At 53.8% G+C, this 18,356-nt stretch carries 16 protein-coding genes and 1 pseudogene; 10 read left to right on the top strand and 7 right to left on the bottom strand.

Features of this window, described 5'->3' with window-relative positions; translation table 11 throughout:
- Window positions 1-69: 69 nt before the first annotated feature.
- Window positions 70-1,203 (top strand): LPS O-antigen length regulator Wzz(fepE), encoded by a 1,134-nt coding sequence (gene wzz(fepE), locus HEN21_RS15460; RefSeq protein ID WP_176251622.1) that lies wholly within the window; start codon window positions 70-72, stop codon window positions 1,201-1,203.
- Here the strand turns inward: wzz(fepE) and fepC are convergent.
- Genes fepC through fepD form a run of 3 tightly spaced genes read right to left on the bottom strand, consistent with a single transcriptional unit; the run spans window position 1,200 to window position 4,005 of the window.
- Window positions 1,200-2,015: an iron-enterobactin ABC transporter ATP-binding protein gene (gene fepC, locus HEN21_RS15455; RefSeq protein WP_176251621.1), complete on the bottom strand. Its 816-nt coding sequence runs from the start codon at window positions 2,013-2,015 to the stop codon at window positions 1,200-1,202. The genes wzz(fepE) and fepC overlap by 4 nt on opposite strands.
- Window positions 2,012-3,004 (bottom strand): iron-enterobactin ABC transporter permease, encoded by a 993-nt coding sequence (gene fepG / locus HEN21_RS15450; RefSeq protein WP_176251620.1) that lies wholly within the window; start codon window positions 3,002-3,004, stop codon window positions 2,012-2,014. The genes fepC and fepG overlap by 4 nt, the downstream gene beginning before the upstream one ends.
- A complete protein-coding gene (gene fepD / locus HEN21_RS15445) occupies window positions 3,001-4,005 on the bottom strand; it encodes a Fe(3+)-siderophore ABC transporter permease (protein WP_176251619.1) in 1,005 nt (334 codons plus the stop codon). The genes fepG and fepD overlap by 4 nt, the downstream gene beginning before the upstream one ends.
- Window positions 4,006-4,115: 110 nt before the next feature.
- On the opposite strand from fepD, the gene entS reads away from it, so the two are divergent.
- Complete coding sequence (gene entS / locus HEN21_RS15440; protein ID WP_160523160.1) at window positions 4,116-5,366, top strand: enterobactin transporter EntS; 1,251 nt, start codon at window positions 4,116-4,118, stop codon at window positions 5,364-5,366.
- Between the two features lie 80 nt (window positions 5,367-5,446).
- Here the strand turns inward: entS and fepB are convergent, their stop codons facing one another.
- Entirely contained in the window at window positions 5,447-6,412 is a 966-nt protein-coding gene (fepB, locus tag HEN21_RS15435) for a Fe2+-enterobactin ABC transporter substrate-binding protein (protein ID WP_176251618.1), read from the bottom strand.
- A gap of 188 nt (window positions 6,413-6,600) precedes the next feature.
- On the opposite strand from fepB, the gene entC reads away from it, so the two are divergent.
- The 7 genes from entC (at window position 6,601) to HEN21_RS15400 (ending at window position 14,055) form a co-directional block, all read left to right on the top strand.
- A complete protein-coding gene (entC, locus tag HEN21_RS15430; RefSeq protein WP_016159117.1) occupies window positions 6,601-7,776 on the top strand; it encodes an isochorismate synthase EntC in 1,176 nt (391 codons plus the stop codon).
- Window positions 7,777-7,785: 9 nt separating this feature from the next.
- On the top strand, window positions 7,786-9,396 hold the full coding sequence (gene entE, locus HEN21_RS15425) for a (2,3-dihydroxybenzoyl)adenylate synthase EntE (RefSeq protein WP_000026763.1): 1,611 nt from the start codon (window positions 7,786-7,788) through the stop codon (window positions 9,394-9,396).
- A 13-nt stretch (window positions 9,397-9,409) separates the two neighbouring features.
- Window positions 9,410-10,267 carry an enterobactin biosynthesis bifunctional isochorismatase/aryl carrier protein EntB gene (gene entB, locus HEN21_RS15420; protein WP_001007144.1) on the top strand — a complete coding sequence of 286 codons (858 nt, stop codon included), beginning with the start codon at window positions 9,410-9,412 and terminating at the stop codon, window positions 10,265-10,267.
- Window positions 10,267-11,013, top strand: a complete 747-nt coding sequence (gene entA / locus HEN21_RS15415; RefSeq protein ID WP_016231622.1) for a 2,3-dihydro-2,3-dihydroxybenzoate dehydrogenase EntA — start codon at window positions 10,267-10,269, stop codon at window positions 11,011-11,013. Before entB ends, entA begins: the two co-directional genes overlap by 1 nt.
- A 2-nt stretch (window positions 11,014-11,015) precedes the next feature.
- Window positions 11,016-11,429: a proofreading thioesterase EntH gene (gene entH, locus HEN21_RS15410; protein ID WP_135559956.1), complete on the top strand. Its 414-nt coding sequence runs from the start codon at window positions 11,016-11,018 to the stop codon at window positions 11,427-11,429.
- Between the two features lie 180 nt (window positions 11,430-11,609).
- Window positions 11,610-13,715, top strand: a complete 2,106-nt coding sequence (gene cstA / locus HEN21_RS15405; RefSeq protein WP_001043161.1) for a pyruvate/proton symporter CstA — start codon at window positions 11,610-11,612, stop codon at window positions 13,713-13,715.
- A gap of 142 nt (window positions 13,716-13,857) precedes the next feature.
- Window positions 13,858-14,055: a YbdD/YjiX family protein gene (locus HEN21_RS15400; RefSeq protein WP_000460431.1), complete on the top strand. Its 198-nt coding sequence runs from the start codon at window positions 13,858-13,860 to the stop codon at window positions 14,053-14,055.
- Between the two features lie 9 nt (window positions 14,056-14,064).
- Here the strand turns inward: HEN21_RS15400 and hcxA are convergent, their stop codons facing one another.
- The gene (gene hcxA / locus HEN21_RS15395) at window positions 14,065-15,153 is read right to left on the bottom strand and encodes a hydroxycarboxylate dehydrogenase HcxA (protein WP_105284722.1); all 1,089 of its coding nucleotides are present in this window, start codon (window positions 15,151-15,153) and stop codon (window positions 14,065-14,067) included.
- A gap of 108 nt (window positions 15,154-15,261) precedes the next feature.
- Here hcxA and ybdL point away from each other — a divergent pair, with 108 nt between their 5' ends.
- Window positions 15,262-16,422 carry a methionine-oxo-acid transaminase gene (gene ybdL / locus HEN21_RS15390; RefSeq protein WP_176251617.1) on the top strand — a complete coding sequence of 387 codons (1,161 nt, stop codon included), beginning with the start codon at window positions 15,262-15,264 and terminating at the stop codon, window positions 16,420-16,422.
- Here ybdL and HEN21_RS15385 read toward each other — a convergent pair whose 3' ends face one another.
- Both HEN21_RS15385 and HEN21_RS15380 read right to left on the bottom strand, forming a co-directional pair.
- Window positions 16,423-17,052, bottom strand: a complete 630-nt coding sequence (locus tag HEN21_RS15385; RefSeq protein WP_000528560.1) for an IbrB-like domain-containing protein — start codon at window positions 17,050-17,052, stop codon at window positions 16,423-16,425.
- Window positions 17,025-18,246, bottom strand: a pseudogene (locus HEN21_RS15380) (phosphoadenosine phosphosulfate reductase). Before HEN21_RS15380 ends, HEN21_RS15385 begins: the two are co-directional and overlap by 28 nt.
- Window positions 18,247-18,356 lie beyond the last annotated feature (110 nt).

The raw sequence follows: 18,356 nt of genomic DNA, 5'->3' as shown, positions 1-18,356 counted from the left end.
TTCTTGCTAACTGATAAAGTGAGCGCCGTGGAGATTTAATCTTATTGGACTCATTTCAGGTCATATCGCATGTCATCACTGAATATTAAGCAGGGAAGCGATTCTCATTTTCCCGATTATCATCTGGCGTCGCCCAGTAATAATGAAATTGATTTACTTAAACTTATCGAAGTTTTGTGGTACGCAAAAACACGGGTAATAGCGGTGGCTTTAGCCTTTGCCTGTATCGGGTTACTGGTGTCTTTCATTTTGCCGCAAAAATGGACCAGCGCGGCAGTTATCACGCCCGCAGAGGCTGTCCAGTGGCAAGATCTGGAGAAGGTCTTCACCAAACTCCGCGTGCTGGATCTGGATGCCAATATCGATCGCAATGGTGTGTTTAACCTGTTTATCAAGAAATTTCAGTCTGTGAGTTTATTGGAAGACTATCTGCGTTCGTCCCCTTATGTCATGGATCAATTAAAAGAGGCGAAGATTGATGAACAGGAGCTGCATCGCGCTATTGTCACATTGAGCGAAAAAATGAAAGCGGTTGATGACAACGCCAGTAAGAAAAAAGATGAGCCCGCGTTGTATACCTCCTGGACATTAAGTTTCACTGCGCCAACCAGTGAAGAAGCACAGACAGTATTGGCTGGTTATATCGATTATATCTCAACGTTGGTGGTGAAAGAGTCGCTAGAAAACATACGTAATAAACTGGAAATCAGAACCCAGTTTGAAAAAGAAAAACTGGCTCAGGATCGCATTAAAACGAAAAACCAGCTTGATGCAAATATTCAGCGGCTCAATTATTCACTGGATATTGCCAATGCGGCAGGAATTAAAAAGCCTGTTTATAGTAATGGTCAGGCTGTTAAAGATGACCCTGATTTTTCTATTTCTCTCGGCGCAGACGGTATTGAACGTAAACTTGAAATTGAAAAATCGGTCACCGATGTTGCAGAACTGAACGTTGAATTACGTAATCGTCAATATCTTGTCGATCAATTAACAAAAGCAAATGTCAACGATGTTACTTTTCCGCCATTTAAATATCAGTTGCGTCCATCCTTGCCGGTGAAAAAAGACGGTCCGGGCAAAGCGATTATTGTGATCCTTTCCGCCTTGATCGGCGGTATGGTTGCTTGTGGCAGTGTGCTCTTACATCATGCAATGGCATCCAGAAAACAGGATGCCATGATGGAAGATCGGTTAGTTTAAATCACGGCGGTTGATGGTGCCGTTCGTCCGAGCGGCACCACTAATGGCGTTCCGGCTACCGGATCGTCAATTATCATGCAGCGCAGACCATAAATGCGCTCGATCAATTCAGCAGTGACAATCTCCTTCGGCGCTCCCTGAGCAATAATTTTCCCTTCCCGCAATGCAATCAAATGGCTGGCGTAACGACAGGCCTGGTTAAGATCGTGCAGCACTGCCGCCAGGGTATAGCCTTTCTCACGGTTCAGTTCGCTCAACAGTTCCAGTAGATCAATCTGATGACTGATATCCAGCCAGGTCGTTGGTTCGTCGAGCAGCATAATTGCCGTTTCCTGGGCCAGCACCATCGCGATCCACGCTCGCTGGCGTTGTCCACCAGAAAGGGTATCCACGCTTTGATTTGCCAGATGAGTTATTCCCGTGGCCTGCATCGCTTTCGTTACCGCTTCTTCATCTTCTTTGCGCCAGCGGGTAAACAGCGGTTGATGCGGGTAACGTCCACGCGCCACCAGCTCCTGCACGGTGATATCGCCCGGCGTGGTAGCATTTTGCGCCAACAGACCAATCCGGCGTGCAACCTCTTTACTGGCGTAATGTTGAATGTGCTCGCCATCCAGCCAGACATGCCCGTGAGCAGGCGTCATCAGGCGGCTTAAAGTACGCAGTAAAGTGGATTTACCGCAGCCATTTGGCCCGATAATTGCCGTGAAGTGACCGTCAGGAATTTCTACAGTCAGATTTTCCGCAACGGTATATTTGCCATATCCGAGGGTTAACTGTTCGCCGCGCAAACGGGCTACTGATTCGGTCATTTTTTGCGAGACTCCTGAATTAACAAGACGATAAGGTAAATACCGCCGAGGCTGACGGTAACGACGCCAACCGGAAGTTGATACGGCATAAACAGTTGTTGGGCGCAGAGATCGGCGGCCAGTAGTAGCAGCGCACCACACAGCGCAGCCTGGGTTAGTCCCCAGCGGGCAGTGCCGCTGATGCGCCGGGCAATGTGCGGTGCAACCAGCGCAATAAAGGAAATCGGCCCCGCCAGGGCAGTTGCCGCAGCGGTAAGCACCACCGCCACCAGCATCACTAACAGACGCGAGCGTTCGACGCTGACGCCCAGCGCGCAGGCGGTATCATCGCCCATCTCCAGCAAGCGCATCCGGCGTACCAACAAGGCGGCGGCAATTAACATCAATATAATGATTGGCGCGGAAGGCCAGGTTTTTGTCCACGTCAGGCCGTTGAGCGATCCGGCATTCCACAAACCTGCTGTTAGCGCCGTTTCTAAAGACGCTTTCAGCAACAGCCAGGTATTAAAGGCCACCAGCATGGCGCGAACACCGATACCGATAATAATCAACCGAAAGGTGTCGATGCCGTTACGCCAGGCGAGCAGCCAGACCAACAGCGAAGTTACAATGCCGCCCATCATTGCTGCCAGCGCGATAGCCGTCAGGTCCTGACCAAACAGCACCATCGCCACCAGCACGCCGCTCCACGCTCCGGTGTTAAAGCCCATTACGTCAGGGCTGCCGAGCGGGTTACGCATCAACGACTGAAAAATCGCGCCGCTGACGCCCAGCGCCGCGCCAATCAACAGCGCCATCAGCACGCGTGGTAAACGCCATTCGGTGACCACCATCGTCATACTGCGTGGTGCGTCACCCATCAGCGCGGCGAATACCTGCGAGGTTTCCAGTGGCACGGTGCCACTGCGTAATCCCCAAACACTTGCCACCGCACAGGCAGTTATCAACAGCAAACAGGTGATGATTAATCGGCGAGAGACGTAAATCATGCGCCACCTCGCGTTTTACGTCGCACGAGGAAGATCAACACCGGCGCACCAATAAACGCACTGACCACCGAAACGCGCAGCTCGCCGGGAACAATCACACGCCCGATGATATCGGCAAACAGCAGCAGGGCAGGGGTGGTGAGTAGCGTGACGGGCAGCGACCAGCGATGATCGGCACCCACCAGCCAACGCGCCATATGCGGCATCATCAGGCCGATAAAGGCAATCGGGCCAACTACCGCTGTCGCACTACCACAAAGCACGGTAATCGCCAGCAGACCAATTAACTGTGTGCGCGCCACGCGACTGCCCAGCGCCGTCGCGGTGTCGCTGCCGAGGCTTAAACTGTTCAGTGCGCGGCTCAGTAATAGCGCGGTTGTTCCGGCGAGTAGCACCGGGATCAGCACCACTTTTAAGGTATGTAGATTGCGAATATCCAGCGAACCGGCTTGCCAGAAACGCAGTTGATCGTAGACGTCAGGATTAAGCAGGGCGATGCCGCTGGTCAGCCCTTCCAGCACCGCCGCCAGCGCCACGCCCGCCAGGGTTAAACGCACCGGACTTAACTGCCCGCCGCCCTGGCTACCGGTAAAGGCAACAATCAATGAGGCCACCAGCGCCCCGGCGAAGGCCATCGCCAGTTGTTCCTGTGCGGAAGAGTAACCAAACAGCGCCGCACCCAGCACAATGGCAAAGCTGGCTCCGGCGTTCACGCCAAGCAAGCCGGGGTCGGCAAGTGGATTTCGGGTGAGGGTTTGCATCAACGCCCCGGCAAGGCCAAGCGCGCCGCCTGCAAGTAAACCGGCAAGGGTGCGCGGCAGTCGCGCGTCGAGCACGATGGTGCAGTCGGCGCTCTGACAGGTGCCGGAGAGGGCCTCCAGCACTACGGAAGCGGGGAGTGATTTTGCCCCAATGAGCAGGCTTAATGCCGTCGCGATAATCAGTAATAACAGCAATCCGGGCACGGCAATGGCGCGTGTCACGGCAACAGAACCAGACATACGAACTTCCATGATAATGAAATTAATTATCGTTATCGATCTTATTTGGATATGTTAGCATGTGCAGCCTAAGAATAGGTATTTAAAATATTTGATGGCAAGGCATTGTAATGAATAAACAATCCTGGCTGCTTAACCTCAGCCTGTTGAAAACGCACCCGGCGTTTCGCGCAGTATTCCTCGCTCGTTTTATCTCAATTGTGTCTCTGGGTTTGCTCGGCGTCGCGGTACCGGTGCAGATCCAGATGATGACGCATTCTACCTGGCAGGTGGGGCTTTCGGTGACGCTGACCGGCGGCGCGATGTTTGTTGGCCTGATGGTCGGCGGTGTGCTGGCGGATCGCTATGAGCGCAAAAAAGTGATTTTGCTGGCGCGCGGCACCTGTGGCATTGGCTTCATTGGACTGTGCCTGAACGCGCTGCTGCCGGAGCCGTCATTGCTGGCAATCTATTTACTTGGTTTATGGGATGGTTTTTTCGCATCGCTTGGCGTTACGGCGCTACTGGCGGCGACACCAGCACTGGTAGGACGTGAAAACTTAATGCAGGCCGGGGCGATCACCATGTTGACTGTGCGTCTGGGGTCGGTGATTTCGCCCATGATTGGCGGTTTATTGCTGGCGACCGGAGGCGTAGCCTGGAACTACGGGCTGGCGGCGGCGGGCACGTTTATTACCTTGCTACCGTTGTTAAGCCTTCCGGCGTTGCCACCGCCACCGCAGCCGCGTGAGCATCCGTTGAAATCATTACTGGCAGGATTTCGTTTTCTGCTCGCCAGCCCGCTGGTAGGAGGGATTGCGCTGCTGGGTGGTTTATTGACGATGGCGAGTGCGGTGCGGGTACTGTATCCGGCGCTGGCTGACAACTGGCAGATGTCGGCGGCACAGATTGGTTTTCTCTATGCGGCGATCCCGCTCGGCGCGGCTATTGGCGCGTTAACCAGCGGGAAGCTGGCGCATAGCGCGCGACCAGGGTTATTGATGCTGCTCTCCACGCTGGGATCGTTCCTCGCCATTGCTCTGTTTGGCCTGATGCCGATGTGGATTTTAGGCGTGGTTTGTCTGGCGCTGTTCGGCTGGCTGAGTGCGGTTAGTTCGTTGCTGCAATATACAATGCTGCAAACGCAAACCCCGGAAGCGATGTTAGGGCGGATTAACGGTCTGTGGACGGCGCAGAACGTGACGGGCGATGCCATAGGCGCGGCGCTGCTGGGCGGTCTGGGAGCGATGATGACACCGGTTGCTTCCGCAAGCGCGAGCGGTTTTGGTTTGTTGATTATCGGTGTGTTGTTATTGTTGGTGCTGGTGGAGTTGCGACGTTTTCGCCAGACGCCGCCGCAGGTGACAGCGTCCGACAGTTAGCTAAAGGTGCATTTTCCCCTCACCCTAACCCTCTCCCCGGAGGGGCGAGGGGACTGTTAGTGCTCTAATTGTATGTTTTATCAATCTTTTTTAAACAGTGAATTAAGCCCATCCAGCACTTGCATGGCGCTGTAGTAATCCAGACGGAACGTCTCGGTTCCCAGCGCATAAACCTGCTTGTTTTGTACTGCAGGCAGGTGCGCGAGCAGCGGATTGGCATAAATAGCATCGGCGTCTTTCTGATCACCGGCGAACAGGAATAGTGACTCGCCATTTAACCCTGCCGCCAGATTTTCCCCACCAAGCTGAATGATGTCATGGCGTTTGCCCTGGCTTTGGCTGACGTTTAACCCTGCGGGCAACTTCGCCAGCGTAAAGCCGAGCTGTTCCAGCATCTGCCCTTGTGCTGATTCCGGCGTCCAGAGATTAGCACTGTGCGCGGCAGCAGTATAAACAATGGCAGTGACTGGCTGCGGCGGTAATTTGATTTGCTCTTTCGCCGCCGTCAGTTGCTTATCAAACTGCGCAATCCGCTCTGCCGCTTGTTTCTCATGTCCGGTAATTTCGCCAAGCTGCGTTAACAGCGACTGCCAGCTTTTGTCGTCGTAATTGATGATTAACGTCGGGGCGATGGTGGAAAGCTGATCGTACAGCGCCAGCGCCGAATCGCCGCCGGTCGCGCTAATTAAAATCAGATCTGGCATTTGCGCGGCAACGGCTTCGGCACTCGGTTCGCCGATATAGAGTCGTTGCAGTTTGCGTTCTTTCGCCACCTTGCTCCACTGGCGTAAAAAGCCCTGGTCATCCGCGACGCGGTTATTCGGCGTGGTCGCTCCACTGGCGATCACTGGAGCATCAATCGCCAGCAGTGAGCCGGTCAATGTGACGCTGGTGGAAACAATACGCTGCGGCTGGCTTTCCAGGGTATGAGTGCCACGGCTGTCAGTAATCTGACGCGGCCAGTCGGCAGCCTGAACTGCGGCTATTCCTGAAAGCAAAAGTCCTGTTAATAGAAGGGCGTTGCGGTAGAGCGGGGCGAGTCTCACGAATCAGCTTCCTGTTATTAATGAAGTTAATGCTTCTCATTTTCATTGTAACGACAAGCAGATGCAACCCCGAGTTGCAGATTGCGTTACCTCAAGAGTTGACATAGTGCGCGTTTGCTTTTAGGTTAGCGACCGAAAATATAAATGATAATCATTATTAAAGCCTTTATCATTTTGTGGAGGATGATATGGATACGTCACTGGCTGAGGAAGTACAGCAGACCATGGCAACACTTGCGCCCAATCGCTTTTTCTTTATGTCGCCGTACCGCAGTTTTACGACGTCAGGATGTTTCGCCCGCTTCGATGAACCGGCTGTGAACGGGGATTCACCCGACAGTCCCTTTCAGCAAAAACTCGCCGCGCTGTTTGCCGATGCCAAAGCGCAGGGCATCAAAAATCCGGTGATGGTCGGGGCGATTCCCTTCGATCCACGTCAGCCTTCGTCGCTGTATATTCCCGAATCCTGGCAGCCATTCTCCCGCAAAGAAAAACAAGCTTCCGCGCGCCGTTTCACCCGCAGCCAGGCGCTGAACGTGGTGGAACGCCAGGCAATTCCAGAACAAGCCACGTTTGAACAGATGGTCGCCCGCGCCGCCGCACTTACTGCCACGCCGCAAGTCGACAAAGTGGTGTTATCACGGTTGATTGATATCACCACCGACGCCGCCATTGACAGCGGTGTACTGCTGGAACGGTTGATTGCGCAAAACCCGGTTAGTTACAACTTCCATGTCCCGCTGTCCGATGGTGGCGTTCTGCTGGGGGCCAGCCCGGAACTGCTGCTGCGTAAAGACGGTGAGCGTTTTAGCTCCATTCCGTTAGCCGGTTCCGCGCGTCGTCAGCCGGATGAAGTGCTGGACAGGGAAGCGGGAAATCGTCTGCTGGCGTCGGAAAAAGATCGCCATGAACATGAACTGGTGACCCAGGCGATGAAAGAGGTGCTACGCGAACGCAGTAGTGAGTTACACGTTCCTTCCTCTCCACAACTGATCACCACGCCGACGTTGTGGCATCTCGCAACTCCCTTTGAAGGTAAAGCGAATTCGCAAGAAAACGCACTGACTCTGGCCTGTCTGCTGCATCCGACCCCCGCGCTGAGTGGTTTCCCGCATCAGGCCGCGACCCAGGTTATTGCTGAACTGGAGCCGTTCGACCGCGAACTGTTTGGCGGCATTGTCGGCTGGTGTGACAGCGAAGGTAACGGCGAGTGGGTGGTGACCATCCGCTGCGCGAAGCTGCGGAAAAATCAGGTGCGCCTGTTTGCCGGAGCGGGGATTGTGCCTGCGTCATCACCACTTAGCGAATGGCGCGAAACCGGCGTCAAACTTTCTACCATGTTGAACGTTTTTGGATTGCATTAAGGAGCGAGGATGAGCATCCCATTCACCCGCTGGCCGGAAGAGTTTGCCCGTCGCTATCGGGAAAAAGGCTACTGGCAGGATTTGCCGCTGACCGACATTTTGACCCGCCACGCCGCGAGTGACAGCATCGCGGTTATCGACGGCGAGCGGCAGTTGAGTTATCGGGAACTGAATCAGGCGGCGGATAATCTCGCCTGTAACCTGCGCCGTCAGGGAATTAAATCGGGCGAAACCGCGCTGGTACAGTTGGGTAACGTCGCTGAACTGTACATTACCTTTTTTGCGCTGCTGAAACTGGGCGTCGCGCCGGTGCTGGCGCTGTTCAGCCATCAGCGTAGTGAACTGAACGCCTATGCCAGCCAGATTGAACCGGCGTTACTGATTGCCGATCGCCAACATGCGCTATTTAGCGGGGATGATTTCCTCAATACTTTCGTCACAGACCATTCCTCCATTCGTGTGGTGCAACTGCACAACGACAGCGGCGAGCACAATTTGCAGGATGTGATTAACCATCCGGCAGAAGATTTTACTGCCACGCCGTCACCTGCCGATGAAGTGGCCTATTTCCAGCTTTCCGGCGGCACCACCGGCACACCGAAACTGATCCCGCGTACCCATAATGACTATTACTACAGCGTGCGCCGTAGCGTCGAGATTTGTCAGTTCACGCAACAGACTCGCTATCTGTGTGCGATTCCGGCGGCGCACAACTACGCCATGAGTTCACCAGGATCGCTGGGGGTATTTCTCGCTGGCGGCACAGTGGTTCTGGCGGCCGATCCCAGCGCCACGCTCTGCTTCCCATTGATTGCAAAACATCAGGTCAACGTCACCGCGCTGGTGCCGCCGGCGGTAAGCCTGTGGTTACAGGCGCTGGCTGAAGGTGAAAGCAGGGCGCAGCTTGCCTCGCTAAAACTGTTACAGGTCGGTGGCGCGCGTCTTTCTGCCACGCTTGCGGCGCGTATTCCCGCAGAGATTGGCTGCCAGTTGCAGCAGGTGTTCGGCATGGCGGAAGGGCTGGTGAACTACACCCGTCTTGATGATAGCGCGGAGAAAATTATCCATACCCAGGGTTACCCAATGTGTCCGGATGATGAAGTGTGGGTCGCCGATGCTGACGGAAATCCACTGCCGCAAGGGGAAGTTGGACGCCTGATGACGCGCGGACCGTACACCTTCCGTGGCTATTACAAAAGCCCGCAGCACAATGCCAGCGCCTTTGATGCCAACGGTTTTTACTGTTCTGGCGATCTGATCTCCATTGATCCAGACGGTTACATCACCGTGCAGGGGCGCGAGAAAGATCAGATCAACCGTGGCGGCGAGAAGATCGCTGCCGAAGAGATCGAAAACCTGCTGCTGCGCCATCCGGCGGTGATCTACGCCGCACTGGTGAGCATGGAAGATGAGCTGATGGGCGAAAAAAGCTGCGCTTATCTGGTGGTGAAAGAGCCGCTGCGTGCAGTGCAGGTGCGTCGTTTCCTGCGTGAGCAGGGTATTGCCGAATTTAAATTACCGGATCGCGTGGAGTGTGTGGATTCACTTCCGCTGACGGCGGTCGGGAAAGTCGATAAAAAACAATTACGTCAGTGGCTGGCGTCACGCGCATCAGCCTGAAGGAGAGAACACGATGGCTATTCCAAAATTACAGGCTTACGCACTGCCGGAGTCTCACGATATTCCGCAAAATAAAGTCGACTGGGCATTTGAACCGCAACGCGCCGCGCTGTTAATCCATGATATGCAGGATTATTTCGTCAGCTTCTGGGGCGAGAACTGCCCGATGATGGAACAGGTGATCGCGAATATTGCTGCGCTGCGCGACTACTGCAAACAGCACAATATTCCGGTTTATTACACCGCCCAGCCGAAAGAGCAGAGCGATGAAGATCGGGCGCTGTTGAATGATATGTGGGGGCCGGGCCTGACCCGTTCGCCGGAACAGCAAAAGGTGGTGGATCGCCTGACGCCGGATGCCGACGATACGGTGCTGGTGAAGTGGCGCTACAGCGCGTTTCATCGTTCTCCGCTGGAGCAAATGCTGAAAGAGAGCGGACGTAACCAACTGATTATCACCGGGGTGTACGCGCATATTGGCTGTATGACCACCGCGACCGACGCGTTTATGCGTGATATCAAACCATTTATGGTGGCGGATGCGCTGGCCGATTTCAGCCGTGACGAGCATTTGATGTCGCTGAAATATGTTGCCGGGCGTTCTGGTCGGGTGGTGATGACCGAGGAACTGCTGCCGACGCCAATTCCCGCCAGCAAAGCGGCGCTGCGAGAGGTGATCCTGCCGCTGCTGGACGAATCCGATGAGCCGTTCGATGACGACAACCTGATCGACTACGGTCTGGATTCAGTGCGCATGATGGCGCTGGCGGCGCGCTGGCGCAAAGTGCATGGCGATATCGATTTTGTCATGCTGGCGAAAAACCCAACCATTGATGCCTGGTGGAAACTGCTCTCCCGCGAGGTGAAATAATGGATTTCAGCGGCAAAAATGTCTGGGTAACTGGCGCGGGTAAAGGTATCGGTTACGCCACGGCGCTGGCATTTGTTGACGTGGGTGCGAAAGTTACAGGTTTTGATCAAGCGTTCACTCAGGAGCAATATCCCTTTGCGACCGAAGTGATGGATGTAGCCGACGCCGGGCAGGTGGCGCAGGTATGTCAGCGACTGTTAGCTGAAACGGAGCGACTGGACGTGCTGGTCAATGCGGCGGGAATTTTACGCATGGGCGCGACCGATCAGCTCAGCAAAGAAGACTGGCAGCAGACCTTTGCGGTCAACGTTGGCGGCGCATTTAACCTGTTTCAGCAAACCATGAACCAGTTTCGCCGTCAGCGGGGCGGGGCGATTGTTACGGTAGCGTCCGACGCTGCACATACGCCGCGTATTGGTATGAGTGCTTACGGTGCGTCGAAAGCGGCGCTGAAAAGCCTGGCGTTGAGCGTCGGGCTGGAACTGGCGGGTAGCGGCGTGCGCTGTAACGTGGTTTCGCCCGGCTCCACCGACACCGATATGCAACGCACGCTGTGGGTGAGCGATGACGCCGAAGAGCTGCGTATTCGCGGCTTTGGCGAGCAGTTTAAGCTCGGCATTCCGCTGGGGAAAATTGCCCGTCCGCAGGAGATCGCCAACACGATTTTGTTCCTCGCCTCTGACCTCGCCAGCCATATCACGCTACAGGATATCGTGGTGGATGGCGGCTCAACGCTGGGAGCATAAGCATGATCTGGAAACGCCATTTAACGCTCGACGAACTCAACGCCACCAGCGACAACACAATGGTGGCGCATCTGGGAATTGTTTATACCCGCCTGGGCGATGATGTGCTGGAAGCCGAAATGCCGGTTGATACCCATACTCATCAGCCGTTTGGCCTGCTGCATGGCGGTGCGTCGGCGGCGCTGGCGGAAACGCTGGGATCGATGGCCGGATTTATGATGACTCGCGACGGTCAGTGCGTGGTAGGCACGGAACTGAACGCCACGCATCATCGTCCGGTGTCTGAGGGAAAGGTGCGCGGCGTCTGCCAGCCGCTGCATCTTGGGCGGCAAAATCAGAGCTGGGAAATCGTCGTTTTCGATGAACAGGGGCGGCGTTGCTGCACTTGTCGGCTGGGTACGGCGGTTTTGGGATGAACCCGACAGAATTAAATGAGATTGCAGGAAAACTCGGTTAACGGAGTGATCGAGTTAACATTGTTAAGTTAATTATTGGTTTTAACTCTTATTTGTTTGGTTATCGCGTTGTTAAATTCCGCAAAGATGTTATAGAAACAAAATGTAACATCTCTATGGACACGCACACGGATAACAATTATGAACAAATCAGGGAAATACCTCGTCTGGACAGTGCTCTCTGTAATGGGAGCATTTGCTCTGGGATACATTGCTTTAAATCGTGGGGAACAGATCAACGCACTGTGGATTGTGGTGGCGTCGGTCTGTATCTATCTGATCGCTTACCGTTTTTATGGTCTGTATATCGCCAAAAATGTGCTGGCGGTTGACCCGACGCGTATGACGCCAGCGGTGCGCCATAACGACGGGCTGGACTATGTGCCGACGGACAAGAAAGTGCTGTTCGGTCACCATTTTGCGGCCATTGCCGGCGCAGGCCCGCTGGTGGGGCCGGTGCTGGCAGCACAAATGGGCTACCTGCCGGGGATGATCTGGCTGCTCGCCGGGGTGGTCCTCGCCGGTGCGGTGCAGGATTTCATGGTGCTGTTTGTTTCTACGCGCCGTGACGGTCGCTCGCTGGGCGAACTGGTCAAAGAAGAGATGGGGCCAACCGCCGGGGTGATTGCGCTGGTGGCCTGCTTTATGATCATGGTGATCATCCTTGCAGTGCTGGCGATGATTGTGGTGAAAGCCCTGACTCATAGCCCGTGGGGAACGTATACCGTTGCGTTCACCATTCCGCTGGCGCTGTTCATGGGGATCTACCTGCGCTACCTGCGTCCTGGTCGCATTGGTGAAGTGTCGGTGATTGGCCTGGTGTTCCTGATTTTCGCCATTATCTCTGGCGGCTGGGTGGCAGAAAGCCCGACCTGGGCGCCGTACTTTGACTTTACCGGCGTGCAGTTGACCTGGATGCTGGTGGGCTACGGTTTTGTGGCGGCGGTACTGCCAGTGTGGTTGCTGCTGGCTCCGCGTGACTACCTCTCTACCTTCCTGAAAATCGGGACTATCGTTGGGCTGGCGGTAGGCATTTTGATTATGCGCCCGACGCTAACCATGCCTGCGCTGACCAAATTTGTCGATGGCACTGGCCCGGTATGGACCGGTAACCTGTTCCCGTTCCTGTTTATCACCATCGCCTGTGGTGCGGTGTCTGGCTTCCATGCGCTGATCTCTTCCGGCACTACGCCGAAGATGCTGGCAAACGAAGGGCAGGCGTGTTTTATCGGCTACGGTGGGATGTTAATGGAATCCTTCGTGGCGATTATGGCGCTGGTTTCTGCCTGTATCATCGATCCGGGCGTGTACTTCGCTATGAACAGTCCGATGGCGGTGCTGGCTCCGGCGGGTACGACGGATGTGGTTGCTTCTGCGGCGCAGGTGGTGAGTAGCTGGGGCTTTGCGATAACCCCGGATACGTTAAATCAGATTGCCAGCGAAGTCGGTGAACAGTCGATCATTTCCCGTGCGGGTGGTGCACCAACGCTGGCGGTGGGGATGGCCTACATTCTGCACGGCGCGCTGGGCGGCATGATGGATGTGGCGTTCTGGTATCACTTCGCCATTTTGTTTGAAGCACTGTTTATTTTGACGGCGGTAGATGCGGGTACGCGTGCTGCGCGCTTTATGTTGCAGGATTTGCTGGGTGTGGTTTCTCCGGGTCTGAAACGGACGGATTCTCTGCCTGCGAACCTGCTGGCAACGGCGCTGTGTGTGCTGGCTTGGGGTTACTTCCTGCATCAGGGCGTAGTCGATCCGCTGGGCGGTATTAACACTCTGTGGCCGCTGTTTGGTATTGCCAACCAGATGCTGGCAGGGATGGCGCTGATGCTCTGTGCCGTAGTACTGTTCAAAATGAAACGTCAACGTTACGCCTGGGTGGCGCTGGTGCCAACGGCCTGGCTGCTGATTTGTACCCTGACCGCAGGCTGGCAGAAAGCGTTTAGCCCGGATGCGAAAGTCGGCTTCCTGGCCATTGCCAATAAGTTCCAGGCAATGATCGACAGCGGCAACATTCCGTCGCAGTATACCGAGTCACAACTGGCGCAACTGGTTTTCAACAACCGTCTGGATGCCGGATTGACCATCTTCTTTATGGTAGTTGTGGTGGTTCTGGCGCTGTTCTCAATTAAGACGGCGCTGGCGGCATTGAAAGAGCCGAAGCCAACGGCGAAAGAAACGCCGTATGAGCCGATGCCAGAAAATGTCGAGGAGATCGTGGCGCAGGCAAAAGGCGCGCACTAAAGTCAGAGTGAGGGGGAATGTTGGTATAGTGCCGATGCTTCCCCTTCACCCTAACCCTCTCCCCGGTGGGGCGAGGGGACTGACCGAGCGCGTTGATAGCTATTAATGCACTCTCTCAGCAACCTGTTTACCGGAGGTATTGATGTTTGATTCACTGGCAAAAGCCGGAAAATATTTAGGTCAGGCGGCGAAGCTGATGATTGGGATGCCTGATTACGACAACTATGTCGAACATATGCGGGTTAATCATCCCGATCAGACGCCGATGACCTATGAAGAGTTTTTCCGCGAGCGGCAGGACGCGCGCTACGGTGGGAAAGGCGGCGCGCGCTGCTGCTAAATTTGTTCGTCAGGCTTTAAATGATTCCACTTTTTCCAACGCTGCCCGCAATGTATCTGATGTCAGCGTAACAGGCAGATAATGAATGGACTCTACCGGACGCAAAGTATGGGCAATCACTTTGTCGATCTCCGCCTGATTATTGATATCCACATCCAGCTCCGCCAGCGTGGTCGGCAGATGAAAACGCTGATACGCCTTGGTTAATTGCGCCAGCACATCATCTTGCCCCAGCAAGGCGCTTTGCACCAGAATGCCGTAAGCGACTTTGGTGCCGTGGAGAAACTTCTCGGTTTGCGGCAGCACAGTCAGACCGTTATGTACGGCATGAGCCGCCGCCACACGCGTAAAACGATCGCCCAGACCGCCGACCATTCCGCCACCAGCGATAATGGCATCCACCACATCGCAAAATGATTGCGTTAACTGCTGATTTTGCTGATCGGCAAGCGCCTGTTCGCTACTGTTTAACAAGACGTCGCGAATGGCTTGCGCGTTATTAATCCCCAGACGCACGGTTAGCGGCAAGGTTTCTGGCTGCGGAGCCAGTACCACCGCTTCATACCATTTCGCCAGCGTGTCGCCGATCCCCGCCAGCAGATATTCTTGCGGCGCATTGAGGATAATCTCCGGTTCCACCAAAACCATAAAATTGGCGTCGTCGAAAATCTCATAATGCAGCGCCTGTCCGGCATCGTTATACCAGACGGAGAGCGGTGTCCAGGCGGCGCAAGTAGCGGCGATCGTTGGAACGGCAACAAACGGCAGACCGAGACGGCGGGCGAGGGCTTTCGCGGCGTCGAGCAGTGCGCCGCCACCGACGCCAATTACTACGCTGCGATCGTCACCAGACTGTGTCGCCAGTTGTTGCACATCGCTTTCGCTGCAATGACCGCGAAACAAAATATGCTTTGCTCCTGGCAGTTCAAACGCTAGTGGAAGTTTGGTTTGCGCCGCAGCAATGGCACGTTCACCATAAATCCACACAGCGCGAGAAAGCTGTTCAGTCGTGAAAAAATCATGCAGGTGATTGAGACTGCCGGGATGAGAAAAGTAGTTAGCCGGGCCGACGACGACGCGGATAGGATTGTGAGGCATGTTGTGTTGTCCTTATTGTTTTATTTAGACATCTAAACGTCTTGATTGCCAAATACTAGCATCGTGTTATAGTGCCTTCAACACGCAACTTCGTCAGGCACAATAAAAATGACAAATAACCCTCTGATTCCACAAAGCAAACTTCCACAACTTGGCACTACCATTTTCACCCAGATGAGTGCGCTGGCGCAGCAACACCAGGCGATTAACCTGTCGCAAGGCTTTCCTGATTTTGATGGTCCGCGCTATTTACAGGAGCGACTGGCGTATCACGTTGCCCAGGGCGCAAATCAATACGCGCCAATGACCGGCGTACAGGCATTGCGCGAGGCGATAGCTGAGAAAACAGCACGGCTGTATGGCTATCACCCGGATGCCGACAGCGATATCACCGTAACAGCAGGGGCGACGGAGGCGTTATACGCGGCGATTACCGCGCTGGTACGTAGTGGCGATGAAGTTATCTGTTTCGACCCCAGTTATGACAGTTATGCGCCTGCCATTGCGCTATCAGGTGGGATCGTGAAACGCATTGCGCTACAGCCGCCGCATTTTCGCGTTGACTGGCAAGAATTTGCTGCGCTATTGGGCGAGCGCACCCGGCTGGTGATCCTCAACACGCCGCATAATCCCAGCGCCACCGTCTGGCAGCAGGCTGATTTTGCCGCTTTGTGGCAGGCAATTGCCGATCGTGAGATTTTTGTCATTAGTGATGAAGTTTACGAGCACATCAACTTTTCACAGCCGGGTCATGCCAGCGTGCTGACGCATCCGCAATTGCGTGAGCGGGCGGTGGCGGTGTCATCGTTTGGTAAGACCTATCACATGACCGGCTGGAAAGTGGGGTATTGCGTTGCGCCAGCGCCCATCAGCGCCGAGATACGTAAGGTGCATCAGTATCTGACCTTTTCGGTCAACACCCCCGCACAACTGGCGCTTGCCGATATGTTGCGGGAAAACCCTGAACATTATCTTGCATTACCGGACTTTTATCGCCAGAAGCGCGATATTCTGGTGAACGCGTTAAGCGAGAGCCGGCTGGAGATTTTACCGTGTGAAGGCACATACTTTTTGCTGGTGGATTACAGCGCCGTGTCTACGCTGGATGATGTTGAGTTTTGCCAGTGGCTGACGCGGGAGCATGGCGTGGCGGCGATCCCGCTGTCGGTGTTTTGCGCCGATCCCTTCCCGCATAAACTGATTCGTCTCTGTTTTGCCAAGAAGGAATCGACGCTGCTGGCGGCGGCTGAACGCCTGCGCCAGCTTTAGTTATTTGACAGTCCAGGCGCGGGAATATTGGCGGTCGGCAAACAGTTCTTGCAGGCCGTTAATTTGCTTCAGGCGCAACACTTCGTCGCTGTCCATTCCCAACTCTTTGCCGATTTTATTGTCATCCCAACCTAACTGGCTGAGTTCACGAACAATTTCTGACATTGCCGTGACCTGGTGGCGACCGCGCGCCCGGTTGTGGCGAATAGTTGCAGCGATACGTTCGTTACGTGTTCCTTCCAGGCAGGTGACCGGTAAATACCCTTTTAATCGCAATTTTAACGTGTTAGAGCCTTTACCAATTTCATGACGGTGAAAACCATCAACAATTTCAAGTGTGCTGGCTCGTGTGTTGGTCACCACAATTGGCTGGGTAAAACCATCGACCTCAATTGATTTTTGCAGTAATCGTTTCTCTGGCGGCGCGACATTATTCGGATTGTAATCATTGGGAGTGAGTTGGGTGTTCTTAACCCACAAAACACAATCTACCGGTTCGTCGCGAAATGGACTTACTTGATGGATCGCCGTTCTGATCTCATTGATCGCCTTAATGCGATCTTCTTCCGCCAGACTGGCGAGAAATTGAGTTAAATCCTGCGTTAATCGCTGCTGCATAGTATTCCCCATTCCTGACGTTTTCCTTTAATCCGTTCGTTATAACGTTGATAATTTTTGGCTTTTGTGGGGCTGAATGATAATGCCCGACACCAATAATCATTGTTGAGCAATACTTTGCAGATACGTCGCCAGGAAGGGACATCTTTTGAGCCAATATCTCCATGCTGTGTCTGAGGGATCTCGATGCCTTTTTTTTGATACCAGTGCAAATAAACAGCAATCTTATTGCGATAATGTTCAGCCGTTTTTTCCGGCATACTATTAAGCAGTAATAAGGCATATTCTTGCCAGTCTAAATGGTCGGGCTTAAGGATTTTCCTATGCCCATAAAATTGATTGTCATGACCAGCGTAAATTCCACCGCTTTTTACGCCACTGACCCGGGCGCACATTGCGGCCCATCGGTCAGGTTCAAGAACATGATATAGCCATAAACCTTGCCGTTGCTCTGGACCAAAAGGTTCGCAGATTCGCATATGACGCAGAGGGACGCCAGCCTGGTACATCAGGTTATACAAAGGGTTAGATAGAGTCTGGTGTTTAGCATACCAGGTCCAGATATCGGCCACCTTCCAGTCGTAAATGGGATAAATATACCAACAATGACCACCTGGTGCGGCGGTGGTCCACGGTTTATCGTCAGCAAAACGTTGTTTATTTAAGCTGGCAATGGCGACGAAACGATTATAAGACTCGTCGGCACGGATACCGACTAACATTGCGGCTGGACGATGTTGTGAAAACCATTCGGCAAATTCACGCACAAAATGTTCAAAGGTCATGCCTGATTGATAAAACGAGAAAAATGCCGGATCGGTTATCGCATCTTCTGGCGGCTGACGAACCCATTCAATATCAGGCTGCCAGCACTGCCATTCGGGTTGATATTGGGATAATGAATTTTGCGTTGTTAGCGGTAGTGCTACCCAATAAAACTCTTCGATAACATCGGCATACTGCTCACGTAGCGATTGAACATAGTCAATCGTACAAGAAAACTGAGCTTCCCAGTCGATAAACAGGACGTGTATTTTTTTTTCCCATTTTTCTGGCCAGATCTGCGGTCAAATGGAGCATTAAGCCAGAATCTTTACCACCAGAAAAAGAGACGCATACGCGAGGCAGAGTATTAAGTGTCCAGGTGATACGGTCTTGTGCTGCTTCCAGGATATTGAGAGGTAGCGGGATTTTATAAATGGACATCTGAAGACGCTCTCTTAACGTGACCGTGAGAAAAGTGCGATAGTTTCCTGATTATAATATTAATAAATTAAAATGAGGTATCTTATTTTATATTCACATGCTGAATTTTT

The sequence above is a fragment of the Escherichia sp. 93.1518 genome, from assembly GCF_013368915.2.
Lineage (GTDB): Bacteria > Pseudomonadota > Gammaproteobacteria > Enterobacterales > Enterobacteriaceae > Escherichia > Escherichia ruysiae.
The sequence above is the reverse complement of the archived record's forward strand: the minus strand, read 5'-3'. Positions and strand labels throughout refer to the sequence as shown.

Bases quoted from the DNA above. Each gene is read 5' to 3' on its own strand.
- entB (WP_001007144.1), top strand. From the start codon at position 9,410: ATGGCTATTCCAAAATTACAGGCTTACGCACTGCCGGAGTCTCACGAT.
- fepG (WP_176251620.1), bottom strand. From the start codon at position 3,004: ATGATTTACGTCTCTCGCCGATTAATCATCACCTGTTTGCTGTTGATA.
- entS (WP_160523160.1), top strand. From the start codon at position 4,116: ATGAATAAACAATCCTGGCTGCTTAACCTCAGCCTGTTGAAAACGCAC.
- entC (WP_016159117.1), top strand. From the start codon at position 6,601: ATGGATACGTCACTGGCTGAGGAAGTACAGCAGACCATGGCAACACTT.
- HEN21_RS15385 (WP_000528560.1), bottom strand. From the start codon at position 17,052: ATGGGGAATACTATGCAGCAGCGATTAACGCAGGATTTAACTCAATTT.
- ybdL (WP_176251617.1), top strand. From the start codon at position 15,262: ATGACAAATAACCCTCTGATTCCACAAAGCAAACTTCCACAACTTGGC.
- entE (WP_000026763.1), top strand. From the start codon at position 7,786: ATGAGCATCCCATTCACCCGCTGGCCGGAAGAGTTTGCCCGTCGCTAT.
- entH (WP_135559956.1), top strand. From the start codon at position 11,016: ATGATCTGGAAACGCCATTTAACGCTCGACGAACTCAACGCCACCAGC.
- cstA (WP_001043161.1), top strand. From the start codon at position 11,610: ATGAACAAATCAGGGAAATACCTCGTCTGGACAGTGCTCTCTGTAATG.
- fepD (WP_176251619.1), bottom strand. From the start codon at position 4,005: ATGTCTGGTTCTGTTGCCGTGACACGCGCCATTGCCGTGCCCGGATTG.
- hcxA (WP_105284722.1), bottom strand. From the start codon at position 15,153: ATGCCTCACAATCCTATCCGCGTCGTCGTCGGCCCGGCTAACTACTTT.
- entA (WP_016231622.1), top strand. From the start codon at position 10,267: ATGGATTTCAGCGGCAAAAATGTCTGGGTAACTGGCGCGGGTAAAGGT.
- HEN21_RS15400 (WP_000460431.1), top strand. From the start codon at position 13,858: ATGTTTGATTCACTGGCAAAAGCCGGAAAATATTTAGGTCAGGCGGCG.
- fepC (WP_176251621.1), bottom strand. From the start codon at position 2,015: ATGACCGAATCAGTAGCCCGTTTGCGCGGCGAACAGTTAACCCTCGGA.